The sequence below is a fragment of the Lacimicrobium alkaliphilum genome (assembly GCF_002591895.1).
GTDB lineage: Bacteria > Pseudomonadota > Gammaproteobacteria > Enterobacterales > Alteromonadaceae > Lacimicrobium > Lacimicrobium alkaliphilum.
Map to the genome: position 1 here is coordinate 28,912 of NZ_NISX01000009.1, position 17,166 is coordinate 46,077.

A 17,166-nucleotide genomic window follows, 5' to 3' on the forward strand; every position below is an offset into this window, starting at 1 on the left:
AGCGATGGTCAGGTATGAAAGCTGAACAGGTTAGAAAAGGTAAAAAGCCTGAGCCATGCATAAATGATAAGCCGGTCAACAAGTCAGTGACGTGGCTTAGTCAGGATGAAACATTGTGCTTTTAATGCTTTGGCGTGTACAAAGTGCAACCAGCAACACTTTACAAAGGCGTGTCACTGACTTTTACTTCAACAGAATCATCCACTTTAACCGCTTCAGCTTCTTTTGGCGATACAGCCTCAACACCGGTTATTCCCGAGTTAAAAGGATACGACCGGACAATCACTTTCGTTGCCCCATCTTGTAGCGCTTCAATCCTGCCACGGCTGTAGGTGCCATAATAATCGTTATCAGGATCGACCAGAGACTGAATATCCTGATGAGTGACCGTCGCCACATCGGGGCTTTGAACAGACCAGTTCGCCAACAGCGTGAGATTAATATCATAGAACGGAGCGAGCGCTTTCCAGTTCTTCTCGCCACTGAGTATTACCTCCAGCACCTGTTGTCGGTGTTCTGTTTTCATCCTGTCGAGATAAATTCCCCTGGCAATCATCTGGTAACCACCAGGGACCACACTTATATTGCGATCATTCGGGCGGGCGGGAGCGGCCAACCCCTGAATGTGTCTACTGATCAAGGCCTCGGTATAGTCGGTATACTTTTCAAGATTACTTGCATCAAGTAGGTATTGATCATCAAACGCAATAATATCTAACAACTGCCAGTCTGGGTAAATCTGGAACAAACCGTCAACCCGCCTGAACCTGCAGACTTCGTTATATTGATCGCCCAGGGCGGACGCCATGGAAAAACCACCTTTACCATCAGACTCATAGTGTTTGTGGGGCGTTCCCTCCTCGGCACGATAATGCTGTTCGTTTACGACCATGTCTGCAGTATCATGATGATCCCGACAACACTGCCCACAAAGAGAGGGCTGATTGCCCGGCGCTGGTTCGCCAATTGTTTTAATAACTTCCTTACCCGGCTTAATCCCTAGCGCTTTATCAGCGAGCACTGTTATGTGCGGTGTTTTTCCGCTTCCGGTTCCGGCCAACTGACAAAGACAACCCACAGTAACGAACTCTTCCCGCTTCAGTTTCGTCTCATCCCCGGGCGAGTCAGTATATTGCACTGTCTCAAAACTAACCTGGTTATTTCCTTCCTGTGCACTGGTCTGAGGCACAGGTTTACTGGTTTCAACTTTGTTATTGTTGCCCAGCTCGTAGGCAACAACATCAGGGGCCAGGCCGGCTGTATGACTCACCACGGGGGTCGCCCTGGCATTATCAGATTCGCTGACAGCCTGATAACTTGAAGCCTGAGTCACGGGGGCAATGCTGGCCTGCAACGACAATGATTGCTGTTCACCCTGCGGATCGGCCCAGCTTACTGTAACAGTGACCTGCTTCTGAGCCGGCCAAAGCGGCAAGACAGCAGGCAAAGCAGGATCACCATTATTAAGCCAGCTATCTGCAATTCCATCGGCATTGGTATCTACAAAATATTGATGCGTCACTTCCCAGTTTCGATTAAAGGTATACAGTTTTTGCTCATCCTTGGTCAGCGTTACTTCCACCTCGCCAGCCTCTAACTGCCCGCCCACATCATCGGTAATATCCGAAAAAGAAAATTCTCCGGGTACTGGGCGCAGCGAGGTAAAGCCGCGAAGATCACTCAACTTATCCTGTGCAAGCTGCATGGCAACAGAACGCTGATTAGTTTGGGCATCACTGCGGATATAGTAGCTTTGCAAACGCACATAACCGGCCACACCGATCATAATGATCAATGCAGCGATGAGTACTTCAACTAACGTAAAGCCTTTGGCTGAAAACATACTAATAGTCCCGCCAACTTCCGGGAATTCGCCCGATTCGCTTGAATGCCTGGTGTTGTTCGATAGACTGCAGCACATCCGCACCATAAACCGCTTTGTAGCTCCCGTTGGCATGTCCCACCGGATGGTTAGATACCACGGCTCCGACAACTACCGCATTACCGGTCATATCTATTTCAAAATCCGCCAGAGTCTCTGACTTTCTGAAGGAAAAGAGTATTCCAAACACCCGGGCGCCACCCTTCATACTGATATCACCATCACTGACGATAAGTATTACTGGCGCGTCAGCACTACCGACAACATTGCCGGCGTTCAGAGTGCATTGACCATCTACCCAGATTAGCCCGACAGAGCCGGCGCTGAGTGTGCTGCAATCAACCAGGCGCTGATCTGCATCGGCTCTCAAATGTGACCATTCAGACTGCGGCACGTTGAACAGATACTCCATCAGATCATTGGGCAATCCGGGATCATTATCCAGAATATCCGGACTCTTAACGCCCTTTTCTGAGTAAGGCTTTGCGCTACAGTTACCGTCATAAAATTCCTGTAGTCCGCATGTTGTGCCACTGCCAGCATTCATATCCACAGTCTGATCAGTCCAAATCGACAACGGCACACCTGTTCCGCCGCCGTTGGCATTTGCCGCCACTTCAAAGTTGCCACTGACGGCTAACCCGCCGGCAACGATCAGCGGCGCGTCCGGCTGATTGGCCAATATTAGATAGAGTAACGCTGATTCCCTTATTATTGCCTGCGCGAGACCATCTGCTGAGGTACCCAATGATTCCAGGTCAACCACTGTGAACGTCGCAGATTGTCTGTCAATCTGAGAACGGGTGCCGGTTACTGAGTAAGATAAATTACCGGGTAGCGTTTCATTCAATTGGCTAGCGTCCCATTCGGGATCCTCAGACAGCCTTCCCAGCGCCTTCATTAATCCCGCTTCAGCAGCCGCGAAAGCCATAATATAATTTTGTTCATTAAGCAGCGTTTTATATTGCAGCGATTTAACACGGCCTGTATACAGGGTAACCATCAAAGCCATAACCAGCAGCAATACGACTGACACAAGGACTATCGCTCCTTTTTGCTGATGAGCTGGTCTGAAGTTAGTCATAAGCCCTGACCATCACACTCTGTTGATAGCGCCGGTTAAATTCTGGCCTGGATGACAATTGACCGAGCAGATCGATATCTACATAATATCGGGTAACCTGATTGCTGGTCGTCATAACCATTGAAAAAGACAGAGATGTAATCTCTAACATTTGGCTATCGGTCAGATCCTGCCACCCTGGCTCATCACACGAAGCTCCGGCCTGACGTACCTCAATCGCCCCATCCTTAAGCCTGAAGCCAAGACGCTCATTAGGATTTTTTTTGTCCACCTGACCATTTAAGTTCATATCGTAGCTGAACAGAATACAGCTATCGGACATCTCTCCCGGATAGGAACCAACCACAATACTGGAGGCAAACTCTGACGGTTTATTGGCCGGATCCTGTACACGGGAAACGCTATCACCATTGAGTCCGGCGCGGCGCACTTCACGACTTATCAGAAACAATGCGGCACGCATTTCCTCAGTCAGCCTCGCCTGACCGATCAGTTTGGCATTAGTGCCAACACTATAACCCGTTACTGACGCGAGCATCGACAGAGAGGCCATTCCCAGCAACATGGAAATCATCAGTTCAACGAGGCTGCCACCCCGTTGACGCCATTTCTCTAACATGAAGGGTAACCTCCGGAATTTCCCGTCTCAGTGCAGATTCTCACCCTGGCCAGATTACTCATTACCAACTTCATGGTATTTTCACCATCGGTCAGCTCAAGAGCACCGGCATGCCCGGTTGCCATACCATGTCTGCCATCAATAACCGTGGCTCCGGCACTGAAAGTGACGTTATTCATCTTCACATTACGATACTGCGCGGCGTTCAGACGAAACTCAATTTCATCGATAGTACAGCTGTTAGCGGTACTGCAGTCACAGGGACCTGAATCACTGATACCAACACACCAGTTGCTACCGGAAACGAAATCAAGGGTGATATCAGTGCCTCTGCTGATGGCTACAGAGCGTGCATATTGCAGCATAAAGTAGCCGGTTTGCGCAGCACCTTTGACACGTTGTGATTTGAATGACTCGATAAGCGCTGGCGCACCTATGGAGATCGTCAAACTAATCACCGTGACGGCTATCAGCAACTCAATCAAAGACACACCAATGGTGTGATTGACTCGGCTGTATCGGGAAGGGAACGAGGGTTTGTCCATCACCATATACTCTCCGTAGTATGTCCTTAGTGCCAATCAGATTGGCCAATTCCAATTGGTAAAAGTGCAGCTATACATCCATTTTGCACATTGACTATAATTTTAGTTCAGATTCGGAAAATTGAATAACCATGAAGGTAAAAATTTCTGCGGGTTTCACACTAATAGAGTTAATGATCGTAGTGGCGATTGTTGGCATCATCGCCGTCATCGCTGTTCCTTCGTATCAGAAGCAGATCAGCGGCTCACGTCGCAATGATGCAAAGCAGAGTTTGTTGCTGTTACAACTCCGGCAGGAAGCATACCGGCTTGAAAATGATCAATATGCAAATACGGCAACCCTTGGTATGCCAGCGAGTGACTATTATACATTTACGGTGGAAGACGATGGCGTCACCACTTACACGCTTAAGGCAACAGCCAAGGGCAGTCAGATGTCAGATGCGCTCTGCAGCCCGTTAACGCTGGATCAGTCGATGAACAAGGCCCCTGCAGGCTGCTGGTAACAATTAAACGTTACAGCTGCCTGATGCGCAGCTCTTTAGGTACGGCAAACTCAATATTCTCCTGTCTGCCGGTCGTCTCGGTTACGTCGGTAGCCCCCCAGGATCTAAGCTTGTCCACAACTCCCTGCACCAGCACTTCAGGCGCAGAAGCTCCGGCCGTGACACCGATGTGATCGGCGTCTTTGAGCCAATGAGACTGAATACAATCCGCTCCGGCAATCAGGTGGGCGCGGGCTCCAATTTTCTCTGCTAGTTCTTTTAGTCTGTTGGAATTAGAACTGTTCTGAGCCCCCACCACCAGCAACACATTACAACGGCCTGCCAGGTCCCGGACAGCATCCTGACGATTTTGTGTCGCATAACAAATATCATCTTTTCGCGGGCCTTCAATGGCCGGAAACTTAACCCGCAACGCATCGATTACATCCGCCGTATCATCCACCGATAATGTCGTCTGACTGCAGTAATACAGTGCTTCAGGATTTTTAACCTGCAACAGTTCAACATCGGCTGCCGATTCGACCAGATAGATACCGCCGTTGGAATTGTCATACTGGCCCATAGTACCTTCTACTTCAGGGTGTCCCTGATGACCAATCAGAATACATTCCACCCCTTTTTTGCTTGCCCGGGTAACTTCCATATGCACTTTAGTGACCAGCGGACAGGTAGCATCAAAGACTTTCAGCCCACGTTGTTCTGCCTCTGCACGTACCGCCTGTGACACACCATGAGCTGAGAAAATCACTATGCTGCCATCCGGCACTTCACTCAACTCATCCACAAAACAGGCTCCGCGCTCTTTCAGCCCGTCCACCACAAACTTGTTGTGAACCACTTCATGGCGCACATATATGGGTGGTGAGAATATTTCTAATGCCCGTTCTACGATTGTAATGGCGCGATCAACGCCGGCACAGAACCCTCTGGGATTCGCCAGGTGAATTTGCATAGTGCCTCAGCTTAATTAATTTGTAGTATTTCAACGTCGAATATCACCCTGTGACCAGCCAGAGGATGATTAAAATCCACAGTAACAGAATCCCCTGCCACCTCGCGAACAATACCTGGAATTTCCGCTCCACCGGGCTGGGAAAAGGCAATGATCATGCCCTCCTTCGGCGGCGCATCAGCAGCGAATCGACTACGATCCATATGATGAACATTGTCCGGATTTGGCATGCCGAAAGCATCTTCGGGGGCCAGGGTAAAGGCTTTCTTCTCGCCTTCTTCCATGCCTAACAGGCAGGCTTCAAAATTATCGGTCAGATTACCATCACCAATTTTCAGCTTCGCTGGTTTGTTATTGACTCTGGTGCTGTCCGCAGCTGAACCGTCTTCCAGTTTAAGATCAAAGTGCAGTATTACTTCGCTGTCAGCTCCGATTACTTTAGCCATCGGCTTTTACCCCATTATTACGAAAGGCATCAATTATAAGCAGTGCCGCACCTATAAAAATAGCACTGTCGGCGATATTGAATGCAGGCCAGTGCCAGTTGCCGACATAGAAATCCAGAAAATCCACCACGTAGCCATAAACCAGTCGGTCGTACAGGTTTCCCAGCGCACCACCCAGAATGCAGCTGAACGCACAGGGCAACAACACCTGTTCCCTTTTAGTTTGTTTCAGCCATACCAGAATCAGTATGCTGACCGTCAGCGCAATAGCGGTAAAGAACCAGCGCTGCCAGCCGCCCGCATCACTTAAGAAACTAAAAGCAGCACCGTAATTGTGAACATAGGTAAGATTAAAAAAGGGCATCACAGCAATGGACTGATATAACTCCATACCACTTAGTACCCACACTTTTGTCAATTGGTCGACAACCAGCACCGCCATACTAATCCACAACCAACGTAGCCCGGTATTTTTAAACAGATTAAGCATAATGACGCTGCTCGCCCTGACCTTCGACATTATCAATACAGCGGCCACAAAGCTGTGGATGTTGTTGATGGTTGCCTACATCCTCTCGGTGATGCCAGCAGCGAACACATTTACTACCGCCTGATTTTTCGACACTCACCCAAAGGCCTTGAACCTCTGATGTAGCGAGGCTTTCAGGACGATTCTTCTCGTCTGCCACCTGCGCCGATGAAGTCATGAGTACAAAGCGAAGTTCATCGGAAAGCTTTGCCAGTGATGATGCCAACTCCGCAGAGGCATAAAGTGTAACCTCTGCTTCCAGAGAGCCACCAATAAGTCCGTCACGTCGCGCCTGCTCGAGAGCCTTATTGACGGCGTCTTTAACTTCTATCAGTTGCTGCCAGTATGCATTGCCCAGCTCGTCTTCAACCGACAGTGAATCAAGACCATGATACCAGGTGTCGGCAAACACATATTGCTGACGCTTACCTGGCATAGCCTGCCAGATTTCCTGAGCCGTAAAACTCGTGATCGGTGCCATCAGTCTGACCAACACTTCGGCAATGTGGTACAACGCTGTCTGGCAGGAACGACGGGCAACGCTGTCGGCCTTAGCGGTGTATTGTCTGTCTTTAATAATATCCAGATAAAAGCTACCGAGCTCAATGGAGCAGAAATTCATCAGCTTCTGCGTCACCACCAGAAAATCATATTGATCATAAGCATCCGTCAGCTCTTGCTGAAGCAACTTTGCGCGCCCCATTATCCAGCGATCCAGCGCCACCATGTCGGTAACCGGAACCTGATCTTTATCCGGGTCAAAACCACTCAGGTTTGACAGCAGAAAACGGCAGGTATTGCGGATACGACGATAAGCATCGGCGGCCCGTTTGAGAATCTCATCGGACACTGTCATCTCACCGCGATAATCGGTGGATGCGACCCACAGACGCAGAATGTCTGCACCCAACTTGTTCATTACGTCCTGGGGAGAAACGACATTACCCAACGATTTGGACATTTTCTTGCCTTTGGCATCAACGGTAAAACCATGGGTCAGTACCTGTTTGTAGGGCGCATGCCCCTTAGCCGCCACCGAGGTCATCAGAGATGACATAAACCAGCCACGATGCTGATCTGACCCTTCCAGGTAAAGATCCGCAGACGCGGGGACATCATCACGACGATCCACCACAAAATAATGCGTCACACCGGAGTCAAACCACACATCCAGAGTATCTTTAACCTTGATGTAATCTTTGGCATCTTCACCTAGCACATCTTTGGCATCCAGATCCCACCATGCCTGTATGCCACTTTTTTCAACTTCCAGTGCAACCTTTTCCAGCAGTTCGCGACTATCAGGATGCAGTTCACCTGTGTCTTTATGCACAAACAGTGCGATGGGAGTGCCCCAGGTCCGTTGACGGGAGATACACCAGTCCGGACGCCCTTCTACCATACTTTCGATACGGCTCTGACCCCAATCGGGGATCCACTGTGTCCTAGCTATTTCTTTTAGTGAATCACGGCGCAGACCATTTTTATCCATGCCAATAAACCACTGTGGTGTGGCGCGGAATATAATAGGTGTCTTGTGCCGCCAACAATGTGGATAACTGTGCTCATAGGCATGATGATGCAACAGGTTGCCGTGCTCTTTAAGCACCTCAACGACATGCTCATTCGCTTTAAACACATGCTCACCGGCAAAAAGCGGTGTATCAGCCAGATAAACACCATTGGCACCCACCGGATTGACCACTTCCAGGCCGTACTTTTTACCCACAATAAAGTCATCGACACCGTGACCAGGGGCAGTATGCACACAACCGGTGCCCGATTCGGTGGTAACATGGTCACCCATGATAATCGGCACGCTGTATTCATAGAAGGGGTGGTTGATGCGCAGATTTTCCAGTGCAATCCCCTTACAATAGCCCAGAGCGTGATAGCGGCTGATTCCAAACCTGTCCATGCACTGTTCCACCAGCTCGGCAGCAACAATTAGACGCTTTTTACCCTTATCGGTATCGGCCTGAACGAGGCAATATTCCAGTGAAGGGTGCACACAGATCGCCTGGCTGGCTGGTAATGTCCAGGGAGTCGTCGTCCACATAACAACTGACACCGGGCCTTCACCCACATGATTTTCCGGATGTTTAAATGCTTCAACCAGTGCATCTTCATCTTCAGCGGGATAACCCACATCGATAGAAGGTGAGACCTTATCTTTGTACTCCACCTCGGCTTCTGCCAGTGCCGAACCACAATCAGTACACCAATGAACAGGTTTAAACCCTTTTTCCAGATGCCCTGCATCGATGATCTGACCCAGCGCCCGGATAATGTCTGCTTCAGACTGAAAATCCATGGTTTTATAGGGTTTATCCCACTCTCCAAGTACGCCAAGGCGGATGAAATCAGTTTTCTGCCCGGCTATCTGCTTCTCAGCATATTCCCGACAATGCTGACGAAATTCAGCATCGGTAACTTTTTTACCCGGTTTACCAACTTTTTTCTCTACCTGCAGTTCAATCGGCAAACCATGGCAATCCCAACCCGGAACATAAGGCGCGTCGAAATCTGCCAGCGTCTTGGATTTAACAATAATATCTTTGAGGATCTTGTTGACGGCATGACCAATATGAATATTGCCATTTGCATAGGGAGGGCCATCATGCAGCACAAAGGGCGTTTTACCCGCTTTGATGCTACGAATCTTGTGGTACAGGCCATCTTCTGTCCATGCTTTGAGCATCTGAGGCTCACGCTGAGCAAGATTGCCACGCATGGGAAATTCGGTTTCCGGCAAATTCAATGTATGTTTGTAATCGCTCATCGATCCTCTGTTCCACTGTCTGTCAATTAGTATTCTATTCGCCTAAAACTGACGAACTGCGTCGTTGGTCATTGTGCCGAAAGTAACAACCTGGCTTGCTCTGCATCCCGGCTAATCTGCTTTTTTAACTCATCCAGAGATGCGAACTTTATTTCATCTCGTAGCTTTGCCATCAATTCCACTTCCAGGCTTTTCCCATATAAGGAGCCATTGAAGTCAAAAAGGTGCACTTCCAGTTGAGAGCGCTGACCATTTAACGTAGGTCTGGTGCCAATATTACAGACGCCGTCAAATTTACCGCCCTGGATATACACTTTTACGGCAAAGACGCCCGCCACCGGGGCGCGGCAGCGGTTTAATAAAACATTGGCTGTAGGAAAACCTATTGTGCGTCCGTTCTTGTCGCCGTGCACAACTTTACCCATCAGACTGAAAGGCCGCCCTAACATTGCTCTGGCCCGTTTAAAGTCACCATCGGCAAGCGCTTCACGTACGGCGGTAGAGCTGATCCGGCAATTCTGCAAACGAAAGCTACGGGTACTGACAACATCAAATCCCCAGCGTTTACCTTCCCGCTCGAGCATCGCAAAGTCACCGCTGCGCCCCTTACCAAAGCGAAAGTCATCGCCCACCACCAAAAATTTCACTCCCAGCTTTTTTACCAATAACTGCTGCACAAAAAACTCAGCGGTATATTGCGAAAAACGTCGGTCAAACCGAATACACAGTAACCTGTCGACTCCAAGACGCTTAAGCTGGGTGTACTTGTCTCTTAACCTGCTGATACGAGCCGGAGCAGTGTCAGGTGTAAATAATTCTTCCGGCTGCGGTTCAAACACCATCACGGTAGCCGGTAACCCCATATTTCTGGCCTTTTCGATAAGACTACGGATCACCGCCTGATGGCCCAGATGCACACCGTCAAATTTACCTATGGTCAGAACACAACCTTTGTGTCTGTCGCGGATATTATACAGCCCACGAATCAGCTCCACCCACTGCCCCTCTGTTGATCTAACACGTTAAACAAAAAACACGGGATTATAACCGACTGCGAAGCGAATTAAACCCTGTAAACTCCGGCCATTTTTATCTTTTGCACATTTCATTGAACTGGCGAAATCAATCAGAAAATGGCTGCCGGTTAAGATCTCTGGGTCTGAGCCCTGAAATTAAAGCTGCAACGACCAGACATACCACTGCGGCACCAATCAGCAAACTTAACTGCAGAACTTTTTCTGATACCGTCCATTCTGACCACATCCCCTGCTCCGGCATCAAATATACCAGGGATCCGATCATTGCTGTTGTGGCGACAACAATCCTGCCAATAAACCGCAGACTATCCGCGTCGACCTGATATACCCCCTGACGGTGTAACTTCTGATATAGCAGCAGTGCATTCAGGGTCGCTGACAACGCCGTGGCTGCGGCCAGCCCAACATAACCAAAAGGTATGGCGAGGATAATATTGAACAGCATGTTTGCGGCCATCGCCCAGATTCCGTAACGCACAGGTGTTTTGGTATCCTGACGGGAGAAGAAACCCGGTGCAAACACCTTTACCAGCATAAAGCTGAGCAGGCCTGCACCGTAAGCCATCAGGCTATATGAAGCCATTTGCGCATCAGCGGGGGTGAATTCACCGCGCACAAAAAGCACTGTTAACAGCGGCTCCGCCAGCACGATCAATCCTGCTGAGGCTGGTATCCCCAAAATACATACCATTCGCAGCGCCCAGTCCATATTAGCACGAAACTGATTGCTGTCCGCGCTGACATGATTGCGTGACAGCGTCGGTAAAATCACCGTAGCGATGGCGATTCCAAATAGTCCCAGCGGAAACTCCAGCAACCGATCCGAGTAGTACAACCAGCTGATCGAACCGGTGACCAGAAAACTGGCGATCAGGGTATCCAGTAAAAGATTGATCTGACTGACAGATACCCCAAACAGTGCCGGTATCATCAAACGCCTGACTTTACTCACTTTTTTATCGCGCCACCCCCATTGGGGCTTCACCAGCAGTCCGGTGCGGCGCAAAAAGGGCAACTGGAATAACAGCTGCAGAATCCCTCCGAAGAACACCCCCCAGGCCAGACCAATGGCAGGCTCATCAAGCTCTGGTGAGAGCCAGATCGCCGCACTGATTATACAGACATTCAGTAATACCGGGGTAAAGGCGGCCACAGCGAATCGATTCAGGGTATTAAGAATTGCACCGGACAATCCTGTCAGGGTGATAAAGAAAAGATAAGGAAAAGTGATCTTCAGCATTAGTGAGGCCAGCTCAAACTTGGCTCCCGCTGGTTCATCAGCTACATAGGCCAGAAACCAGCCGGTACCAAACAATGCAGCTAACACCGGCGAGCCTACGACGCCGAAAAGCGTTACGATTAACACAAACGTACCGAGTGTTCCTGCAACTCTGGCGATAAAGAGTTTAAGTTGTTGTTCGTCATCCTGCTTTTGCACTTCACTGAGCACAGGCACAAAAGCCTGAGCAAAAGCCCCTTCAGCAAACAGACGACGCAAAAAGTTAGGAATCTTATTGGCGAAGAAAAACACATCCGCCGCCGCGCCCGCGCCCATCAGATTGGCGACCACCATATCCCGGATCAGGCCGAGAACCCTTGACAACAAGGTCATGCTGCTGACGATAATCCCTGATTTCAACAACTTAAGTGACACATTACGCCCCAACCACGAAAACAGCAGGTATTATGAGCTATCTGTGCGGGTTTTAGAAACCCTATTCATGAGCAATATTCCAACAAAACCATTTGACAAGCCCCTGTATAAAAGGAATAATCCGGGCCCTTAAATTTCGACTAAATTCTTTTGGGAGTTTCACCTTGGCTAACATCAAGTCTGCTAAGAAACGTGCCATCCAGGCCGAAAAACGCCGCCAGCACAATGCCAGCCGTCGCTCAATGACGCGCAGCAGTTTGAAAAAAGTACTGGCTGCTATCGCTGCCGGCGATAAAACTGCTGCTCAGAGTGCTTATAGTGCCGCTGTGCCGCTTCTGGACCGTATGGCAACCAAAGGCTTGATCCACAAAAACAAGGCTGCTCGTCACAAGAGTCGTCTTGCTGCTAAGATCAAAGCCTTAGCCTGAGTTACAGGGTTTCTTAAAAAAAGCGCCTCAGGGCGCTTTTTTTATGCTCGTATCATCCCTGATACACACCCGCTTGGCGGGCCAGCTAAAGCTGTCCTAAAATTCTCCCGGAATTTTAGTGTCCAGGGATGGACGGACAGGTAATTGCTGCTGCATAACCTGCACTTCCGCCCTCCGTGGCGGTCGTATATCGTGAGCGCATGGATGCGCAGGAGCGACGATGTCCAGGGATAGACTATACCGAAAGTATCCGGAACGTTTTTCTCCGATGTCACGTTCTTTTACAATTCTACACAGACCCAGACACGACAACCAACAGTGGCCTTTGCTACTATCCTCTGTCTTATATGCCTGGTTAATATCATAGGTTTGTCGTGAAATCCCCGATTATCAAAGTCCTGCTATTGCTCTTTCTGATGATGTTACTGGCTGGTGTTGTGTTTGTACCCATGCCGGAACTGGTAACGTATGAGCGTGCCAATGTTATTTCAAAAGGGGTCTACTGGCGTGGATTTGGAGAATCGGGCCAACTGCTCGATGCCCGGGCCAGTTTTGTCAAAGTTGATGAAGACACCGGCTACCTGTTTGTCTGCCATGATATGCCATCAGTGAATGCCTGCCAGCAGTATCGTATTATTGAACGTCAGGGGCCAATTGCGGCTCTGTCACACATCCTCTGATACATACCTGCAGGTCTGCCCTGTCATCACAATTTCAAATTTGCGTCACTAAAATGTAAGAGGGTTTGCGTACGTTGGGCTAAAGTCCGCAGGTGGAAAGCCCATGACTCATATAGCGCACTACCGTACACTTTGGCTGTCAGATATTCATCTTGGTTATAAAGACTGTAAAGCCGAATACCTGTTAGATTTTCTCAATCATTGCACAGTAGACACTCTGTACCTGGTGGGCGATATTGTAGATATGTGGGCCATGAGCCGCCAGTTTCTGTGGCCCAAAGCTCATAATAAACTGTTTCATCGTCTTCTAAGCCTCTCCCGTGAGGGGACAAAGGTGATCTATCTGCCCGGCAATCATGATGAACCGATTCAGAAGTATGATGGCATGGTGTTCGGCGATATCGAAATACACCGTCAATATGTACACACCACAGCTGATGGACGGAAGTTGCTGCTGATGCACGGCGATCAATTTGACCAGGAGGTGTGTTTCGGTCCACTGCACGCCTGGATAGGCGATAAAGCCTACGATTTACTGCTCTTTACGAATCGGTGGTATAACAAATTACGCACCGCACTGGGCTATCCATACTGGTCTCTGGCGGGCTATATTAAAAGCCGTATCAAAGGCGCCAACAAAGCCATTGCCCGGTACCGCGATATCGGTTGTCGTGCAGCAGGCAATATGGGCATGGACGGCATCGTTTGCGGGCATATTCATCATCCTGAAATCCTCCAACAGAACAGCGTACTGTATTGCAACACGGGCGATTGGATCGAAAACTGTTCGGCGCTGACTGAAGATCAACAGGGTAATCTGCAATTAATTTACTGGACCTTGCAACGGGGGAAGGTACATCAACTTAATAAACAGACCAAAAGTAACAAGGCTGCCTGATTAAAATGACGGTGCAGCAGCGCCCTGTTGCAACAATTTCGCCATAAAAGCCTCATCAAAACGTCATTTTGGCGCTCTACACTGAGCACAAATACCGCAGGTCCGGAAGTGCCATGTTTACTGTTGATGACGTTCTGCAAAAACATTACCCCAAACTGACTCAAAACCCCCTGCTCTTTGGCTCTGCCCGTTTCGTGCTGCGCAGGCTGCTGCACGAGAGGGAGTTCCAGGACTTTTCTCACGACTATCCTCACCTGCAGGGGCTGGAATTTATCGAGCAGGTGCTGGAATATTTTGATTTCAGTTACTCTGTTCGTGACAGTGAGAAAGAACGCATCCCAACACAAGGCAAACTGGTGATAATAGCAAACCATCCGATTGGTACTCTGGATGGGCTGGCTCTTATTAAAATGGTCAGTGAAGTGCGCGGTGACGTCAAAATTGTTGCCAACGAGATGCTGATGGCCGTTGGTCCCCTGCACAATATGCTGATCCCGGTCAAGAATATGCACGGGGGAACACCAAGAGAGCATCTGGGGAAAATACAGCAGCATCTGGCCGAGGAAGGCGTGCTGATTATGTTTCCGGCCGGTGAAGTTTCCCGGCTTCGCCCGCAAGGTGTCAGAGACACCCGTTGGCACCGCGGCTTTCTGCGCATCGCTAAAATGGCTAAAGCACCGGTTCTGCCAATCTTTATCGATGGTAAAAACTCTCCCTTATTTTATGGCATTTCAATGTTGTATAAGCCGATGGCGACACTGTTTCTGGTTGCTGAGATGTTTAAACAACGCAAAAAGCACCTGCCAATGCGTATTGGTGAAATGATTCCTTTTGACGCGTATCAGGGCCAGCAAATTGCACCTAATCAGAAAGTTAAGCTGTTCAAAAAGCACCTGTACCGAATAGGTCAGGGCCGCGATGGCATATTTGTTACTCAAAAAGCGATTGCTTTGCCTGAAAACCGACGAGAACTGAGCAAAGCCATAAAAAGGGAATGCGAGTCGTTGGGTGAAACTGCTGATGGTAAACAGATTTATTTGTATCAGCACCGGGGCAGTTCAGCGGTGTTACGGGAAATCGGCAGATTACGCGAGGTCGCGTTCCGCGCGGTTGGCGAAGGCAGCAATAAGCGCCGGGATATTGACCAGTACGACAGCTATTACTATCACCTGATATTGTGGGATAAAGAAGATCTGGAAATCGTTGGAGCCTATCGTTTTGGTGATGCCCGCGCACTTTCGGCAGACAAAGAGGGTCCCGGGCTCTACTCAGCCAGTCTGTTTGACTATGACAAGCAAATGGATCGCTACTTTGAACAGGGCCTGGAACTGGGGCGCAGTTTTGTGCAGCCTAAGTACTGGGGTAAGCGCAGCCTGGATTATCTGTGGTATGGCATCGGTGCCTTTTTAAGCCGCCACCCACATTATCGCTACCTGTTTGGCTCAGTCAGTATCAGCGGTGCCCTGCCGGGCCCTGCCAAAGATCTGCTGGTGCAGTTTTATCAACTCTACTTCGCCGGCGAACAGGGCATTGCCGTATCTAACCGTCCCTACTCCCTGCCCGCAGATTTACAGAACCTGTTTGTTGGTAATGATTACAAAAGCGACTTCAGTAAACTGAAACACCTGCTGGCCAATATGGGCGCAGCGGTCCCGCCCCTGTACAAGCAATATACAGAGATCTGTGAGCCCGATGGCGTGCAGTTTCTCAGCTTCGGTGTTGACCCTGATTTCAATGACTGTGTCGATGGTCTCGTACTGGTAGATCTGACACGATTGAAACAGAAAAAACGCCAACGCTATATGCCACAGCACTCAGCCTGCGACATTCTCCAGTAAGCTGGTATAGATATTCTCCAGTAAACTCAGGTCTTTGAGTCGCACCCACTCGTTGGCCTGATGAATACTGGCATTAGGCACTCCCAATTCAATAACCTGTGCATCGGCATCAGCAAAGAAACGGCCATCTGAGGTGCCACCTGATGTTGAAAGCACCGGAAAAACACCGGTATGTTTATAGATAGCCTGTTCAGCATGGCCAATCAGGCTGTCTGTTTTTTGTGGATGAGTAAAATAAGGCTCGCACGGACGCTCCCACTCCAGCTCGAAGTCATCAGTTTGGGTGGCAACGGCATCGGCAATCAATGTTTTCAGTTCAGTCTGATTAAATCGGTGACTGTATCTGAGGTTAAAGCAAATATCGCACTGCGCAGGTACAATGTTATCAGTAAAACCGCCTGAGTTAATATGTGTTATCTGTAGACTTGTTCCGGGAAAGTCATCGCTTCCTTCATCCCACTGCAGGGCGTTAAGTGTACTGACAACCCGGTTCATTTTATGAATGGCATTATCCGCGTACTGAGGGTAAGCCACATGGCCCTGTTTTCCAAATACCCTGAGACGGGCAGAAATCGCGCCGCGACGTCCTGTTTTAATCGTATCACCCGTAGACATTCGGGCGGTTGGTTCGCCGACAATACAATAATCCAGTTTCACCTGCTGTTCATCCAACACAGCTTTGATGACCTTTGAACCATATTCGGCTTCACCCTCCTCGTCGCTGGTTATCATCCACATTAACCGACATGACGGAGCAGGGACACGGGCGAGAAATCGCTCCGTTGCCGCAAGCATCGCCGCAATGCCGGTTTTCATATCTGCAGCACCGCGTCCAATCAGCTTGTCATCCCTGATATTGGCCGCAAATGGATCCTCAAGCCATTGTTCCAGGGGACCCGGCGGTACCACATCGGTATGCCCGGCAAAGGCCAGGGTTTTATCACCGTGCCCAAAACTGGCAATCAAATTATCGACTCCGTTACGGTGAACTGAGCGGCATGAAAAACCCAATGCACTGAGCTTCTCAGTCAGCCACTGCTGACATCCCATGTCATCCGGTGTAACTGAGCAGCGACGCATCAGGTTCTGACTATATTCAAGAGAGAGAAATGGAGCTGTAGCTGAATTGTTGAGAGCACCCATAGCTGACTGACCGTGCATGTGACCGTATTGCTATTTAATAAACACAAAGTGACAAGCACATGGCACAATCAAGACAAATAGATGACAATGGCAATACCTTAAAGAATAAAATAGAATCAAAGGGTTATACTAAATGGAGTACT

16 protein-coding genes are annotated in these 17,166 nt (G+C 49.2%); 5 read left to right on the top strand and 11 right to left on the bottom strand.

All coding sequences use genetic code 11. The features are described 5' to 3' along the window. Positions 1-160 precede the first annotated feature (160 nt). From CDA54_RS10010 to CDA54_RS10025, 4 genes are read right to left on the bottom strand one after another with little or no spacing between them, the layout of a single operon-like run. Positions 161-1,843, bottom strand: coding sequence for a type IV pilus modification PilV family protein (locus CDA54_RS10010; RefSeq protein ID WP_180237183.1), 1,683 nt, complete (start codon positions 1,841-1,843; stop codon positions 161-163). Between the two features lies 1 nt (position 1,844). Beyond that, the gene (locus CDA54_RS10015) at positions 1,845-2,918 is read right to left on the bottom strand and encodes a hypothetical protein (RefSeq protein ID WP_099034872.1); all 1,074 of its coding nucleotides are present in this window, start codon (positions 2,916-2,918) and stop codon (positions 1,845-1,847) included. 40 nt (positions 2,919-2,958) lie between these two features. After that, a complete protein-coding gene (locus tag CDA54_RS10020) occupies positions 2,959-3,585 on the bottom strand; it encodes a hypothetical protein (RefSeq protein WP_099034873.1) in 627 nt (208 codons plus the stop codon). Beyond that, entirely contained in the window at positions 3,579-4,136 is a 558-nt protein-coding gene (locus CDA54_RS10025) for a GspH/FimT family pseudopilin (RefSeq protein ID WP_099034874.1), read from the bottom strand. Before CDA54_RS10025 ends, CDA54_RS10020 begins: the two co-directional genes overlap by 7 nt. 125 nt (positions 4,137-4,261) lie before the next feature. On the opposite strand from CDA54_RS10025, the gene CDA54_RS19950 reads away from it, so the two are divergent. Then, positions 4,262-4,636, top strand: a complete 375-nt coding sequence (locus tag CDA54_RS19950; protein ID WP_099034875.1) for a type IV pilin protein — start codon at positions 4,262-4,264, stop codon at positions 4,634-4,636. A gap of 10 nt (positions 4,637-4,646) precedes the next feature. On the opposite strand, the gene ispH is transcribed toward CDA54_RS19950, so the two are convergent. The 6 genes from ispH to murJ form a co-directional block, all read right to left on the bottom strand. Further along, positions 4,647-5,588: a 4-hydroxy-3-methylbut-2-enyl diphosphate reductase gene (gene ispH, locus CDA54_RS10035; RefSeq protein ID WP_099034876.1), complete on the bottom strand. Its 942-nt coding sequence runs from the start codon at positions 5,586-5,588 to the stop codon at positions 4,647-4,649. Between the two features lie 11 nt (positions 5,589-5,599). After that, complete coding sequence (gene fkpB / locus CDA54_RS10040; RefSeq protein WP_099034877.1) at positions 5,600-6,034, bottom strand: FKBP-type peptidyl-prolyl cis-trans isomerase; 435 nt, start codon at positions 6,032-6,034, stop codon at positions 5,600-5,602. Further along, positions 6,027-6,524, bottom strand: a complete 498-nt coding sequence (gene lspA, locus CDA54_RS10045) for a signal peptidase II (RefSeq protein ID WP_099034878.1) — start codon at positions 6,522-6,524, stop codon at positions 6,027-6,029. The genes fkpB and lspA overlap by 8 nt, the downstream gene beginning before the upstream one ends. After that, a complete protein-coding gene (gene ileS, locus CDA54_RS10050; RefSeq protein WP_099034879.1) occupies positions 6,517-9,345 on the bottom strand; it encodes an isoleucine--tRNA ligase in 2,829 nt (942 codons plus the stop codon). Before ileS ends, lspA begins: the two co-directional genes overlap by 8 nt. Positions 9,346-9,413: 68 nt before the next feature. Continuing rightward, positions 9,414-10,340 (bottom strand): bifunctional riboflavin kinase/FAD synthetase, encoded by a 927-nt coding sequence (gene ribF, locus CDA54_RS10055; protein WP_099034880.1) that lies wholly within the window; start codon positions 10,338-10,340, stop codon positions 9,414-9,416. Positions 10,341-10,467: 127 nt separating this feature from the next. Next, the gene (gene murJ / locus CDA54_RS10060; RefSeq protein ID WP_099035007.1) at positions 10,468-12,036 is read right to left on the bottom strand and encodes a murein biosynthesis integral membrane protein MurJ; all 1,569 of its coding nucleotides are present in this window, start codon (positions 12,034-12,036) and stop codon (positions 10,468-10,470) included. A 164-nt stretch (positions 12,037-12,200) separates the two neighbouring features. Here murJ and rpsT point away from each other — a divergent pair, with 164 nt between their 5' ends. From rpsT to olsF, 4 genes are all read left to right on the top strand, one after another. Beyond that, positions 12,201-12,464: a 30S ribosomal protein S20 gene (rpsT, locus tag CDA54_RS10065; RefSeq protein WP_099034881.1), complete on the top strand. Its 264-nt coding sequence runs from the start codon at positions 12,201-12,203 to the stop codon at positions 12,462-12,464. Positions 12,465-12,838: 374 nt separating this feature from the next. Further along, positions 12,839-13,144, top strand: coding sequence for a hypothetical protein (locus CDA54_RS10070; RefSeq protein ID WP_099034882.1), 306 nt, complete (start codon positions 12,839-12,841; stop codon positions 13,142-13,144). A 103-nt stretch (positions 13,145-13,247) separates the two neighbouring features. Continuing rightward, positions 13,248-14,042 (top strand): UDP-2,3-diacylglucosamine diphosphatase, encoded by a 795-nt coding sequence (locus CDA54_RS10075; RefSeq protein ID WP_099034883.1) that lies wholly within the window; start codon positions 13,248-13,250, stop codon positions 14,040-14,042. A gap of 113 nt (positions 14,043-14,155) precedes the next feature. Beyond that, positions 14,156-15,880 carry a bifunctional ornithine lipid synthase OlsF gene (olsF, locus tag CDA54_RS10080; RefSeq protein ID WP_099034884.1) on the top strand — a complete coding sequence of 575 codons (1,725 nt, stop codon included), beginning with the start codon at positions 14,156-14,158 and terminating at the stop codon, positions 15,878-15,880. Here the strand turns inward: olsF and dapE are convergent. After that, positions 15,857-16,960, bottom strand: coding sequence for a succinyl-diaminopimelate desuccinylase (gene dapE, locus CDA54_RS10085; RefSeq protein WP_229748122.1), 1,104 nt, complete (start codon positions 16,958-16,960; stop codon positions 15,857-15,859). The two genes, olsF and dapE, sit on opposite strands and share 24 nt — an antisense overlap. Positions 16,961-17,166: the final 206 nt, after the last annotated feature.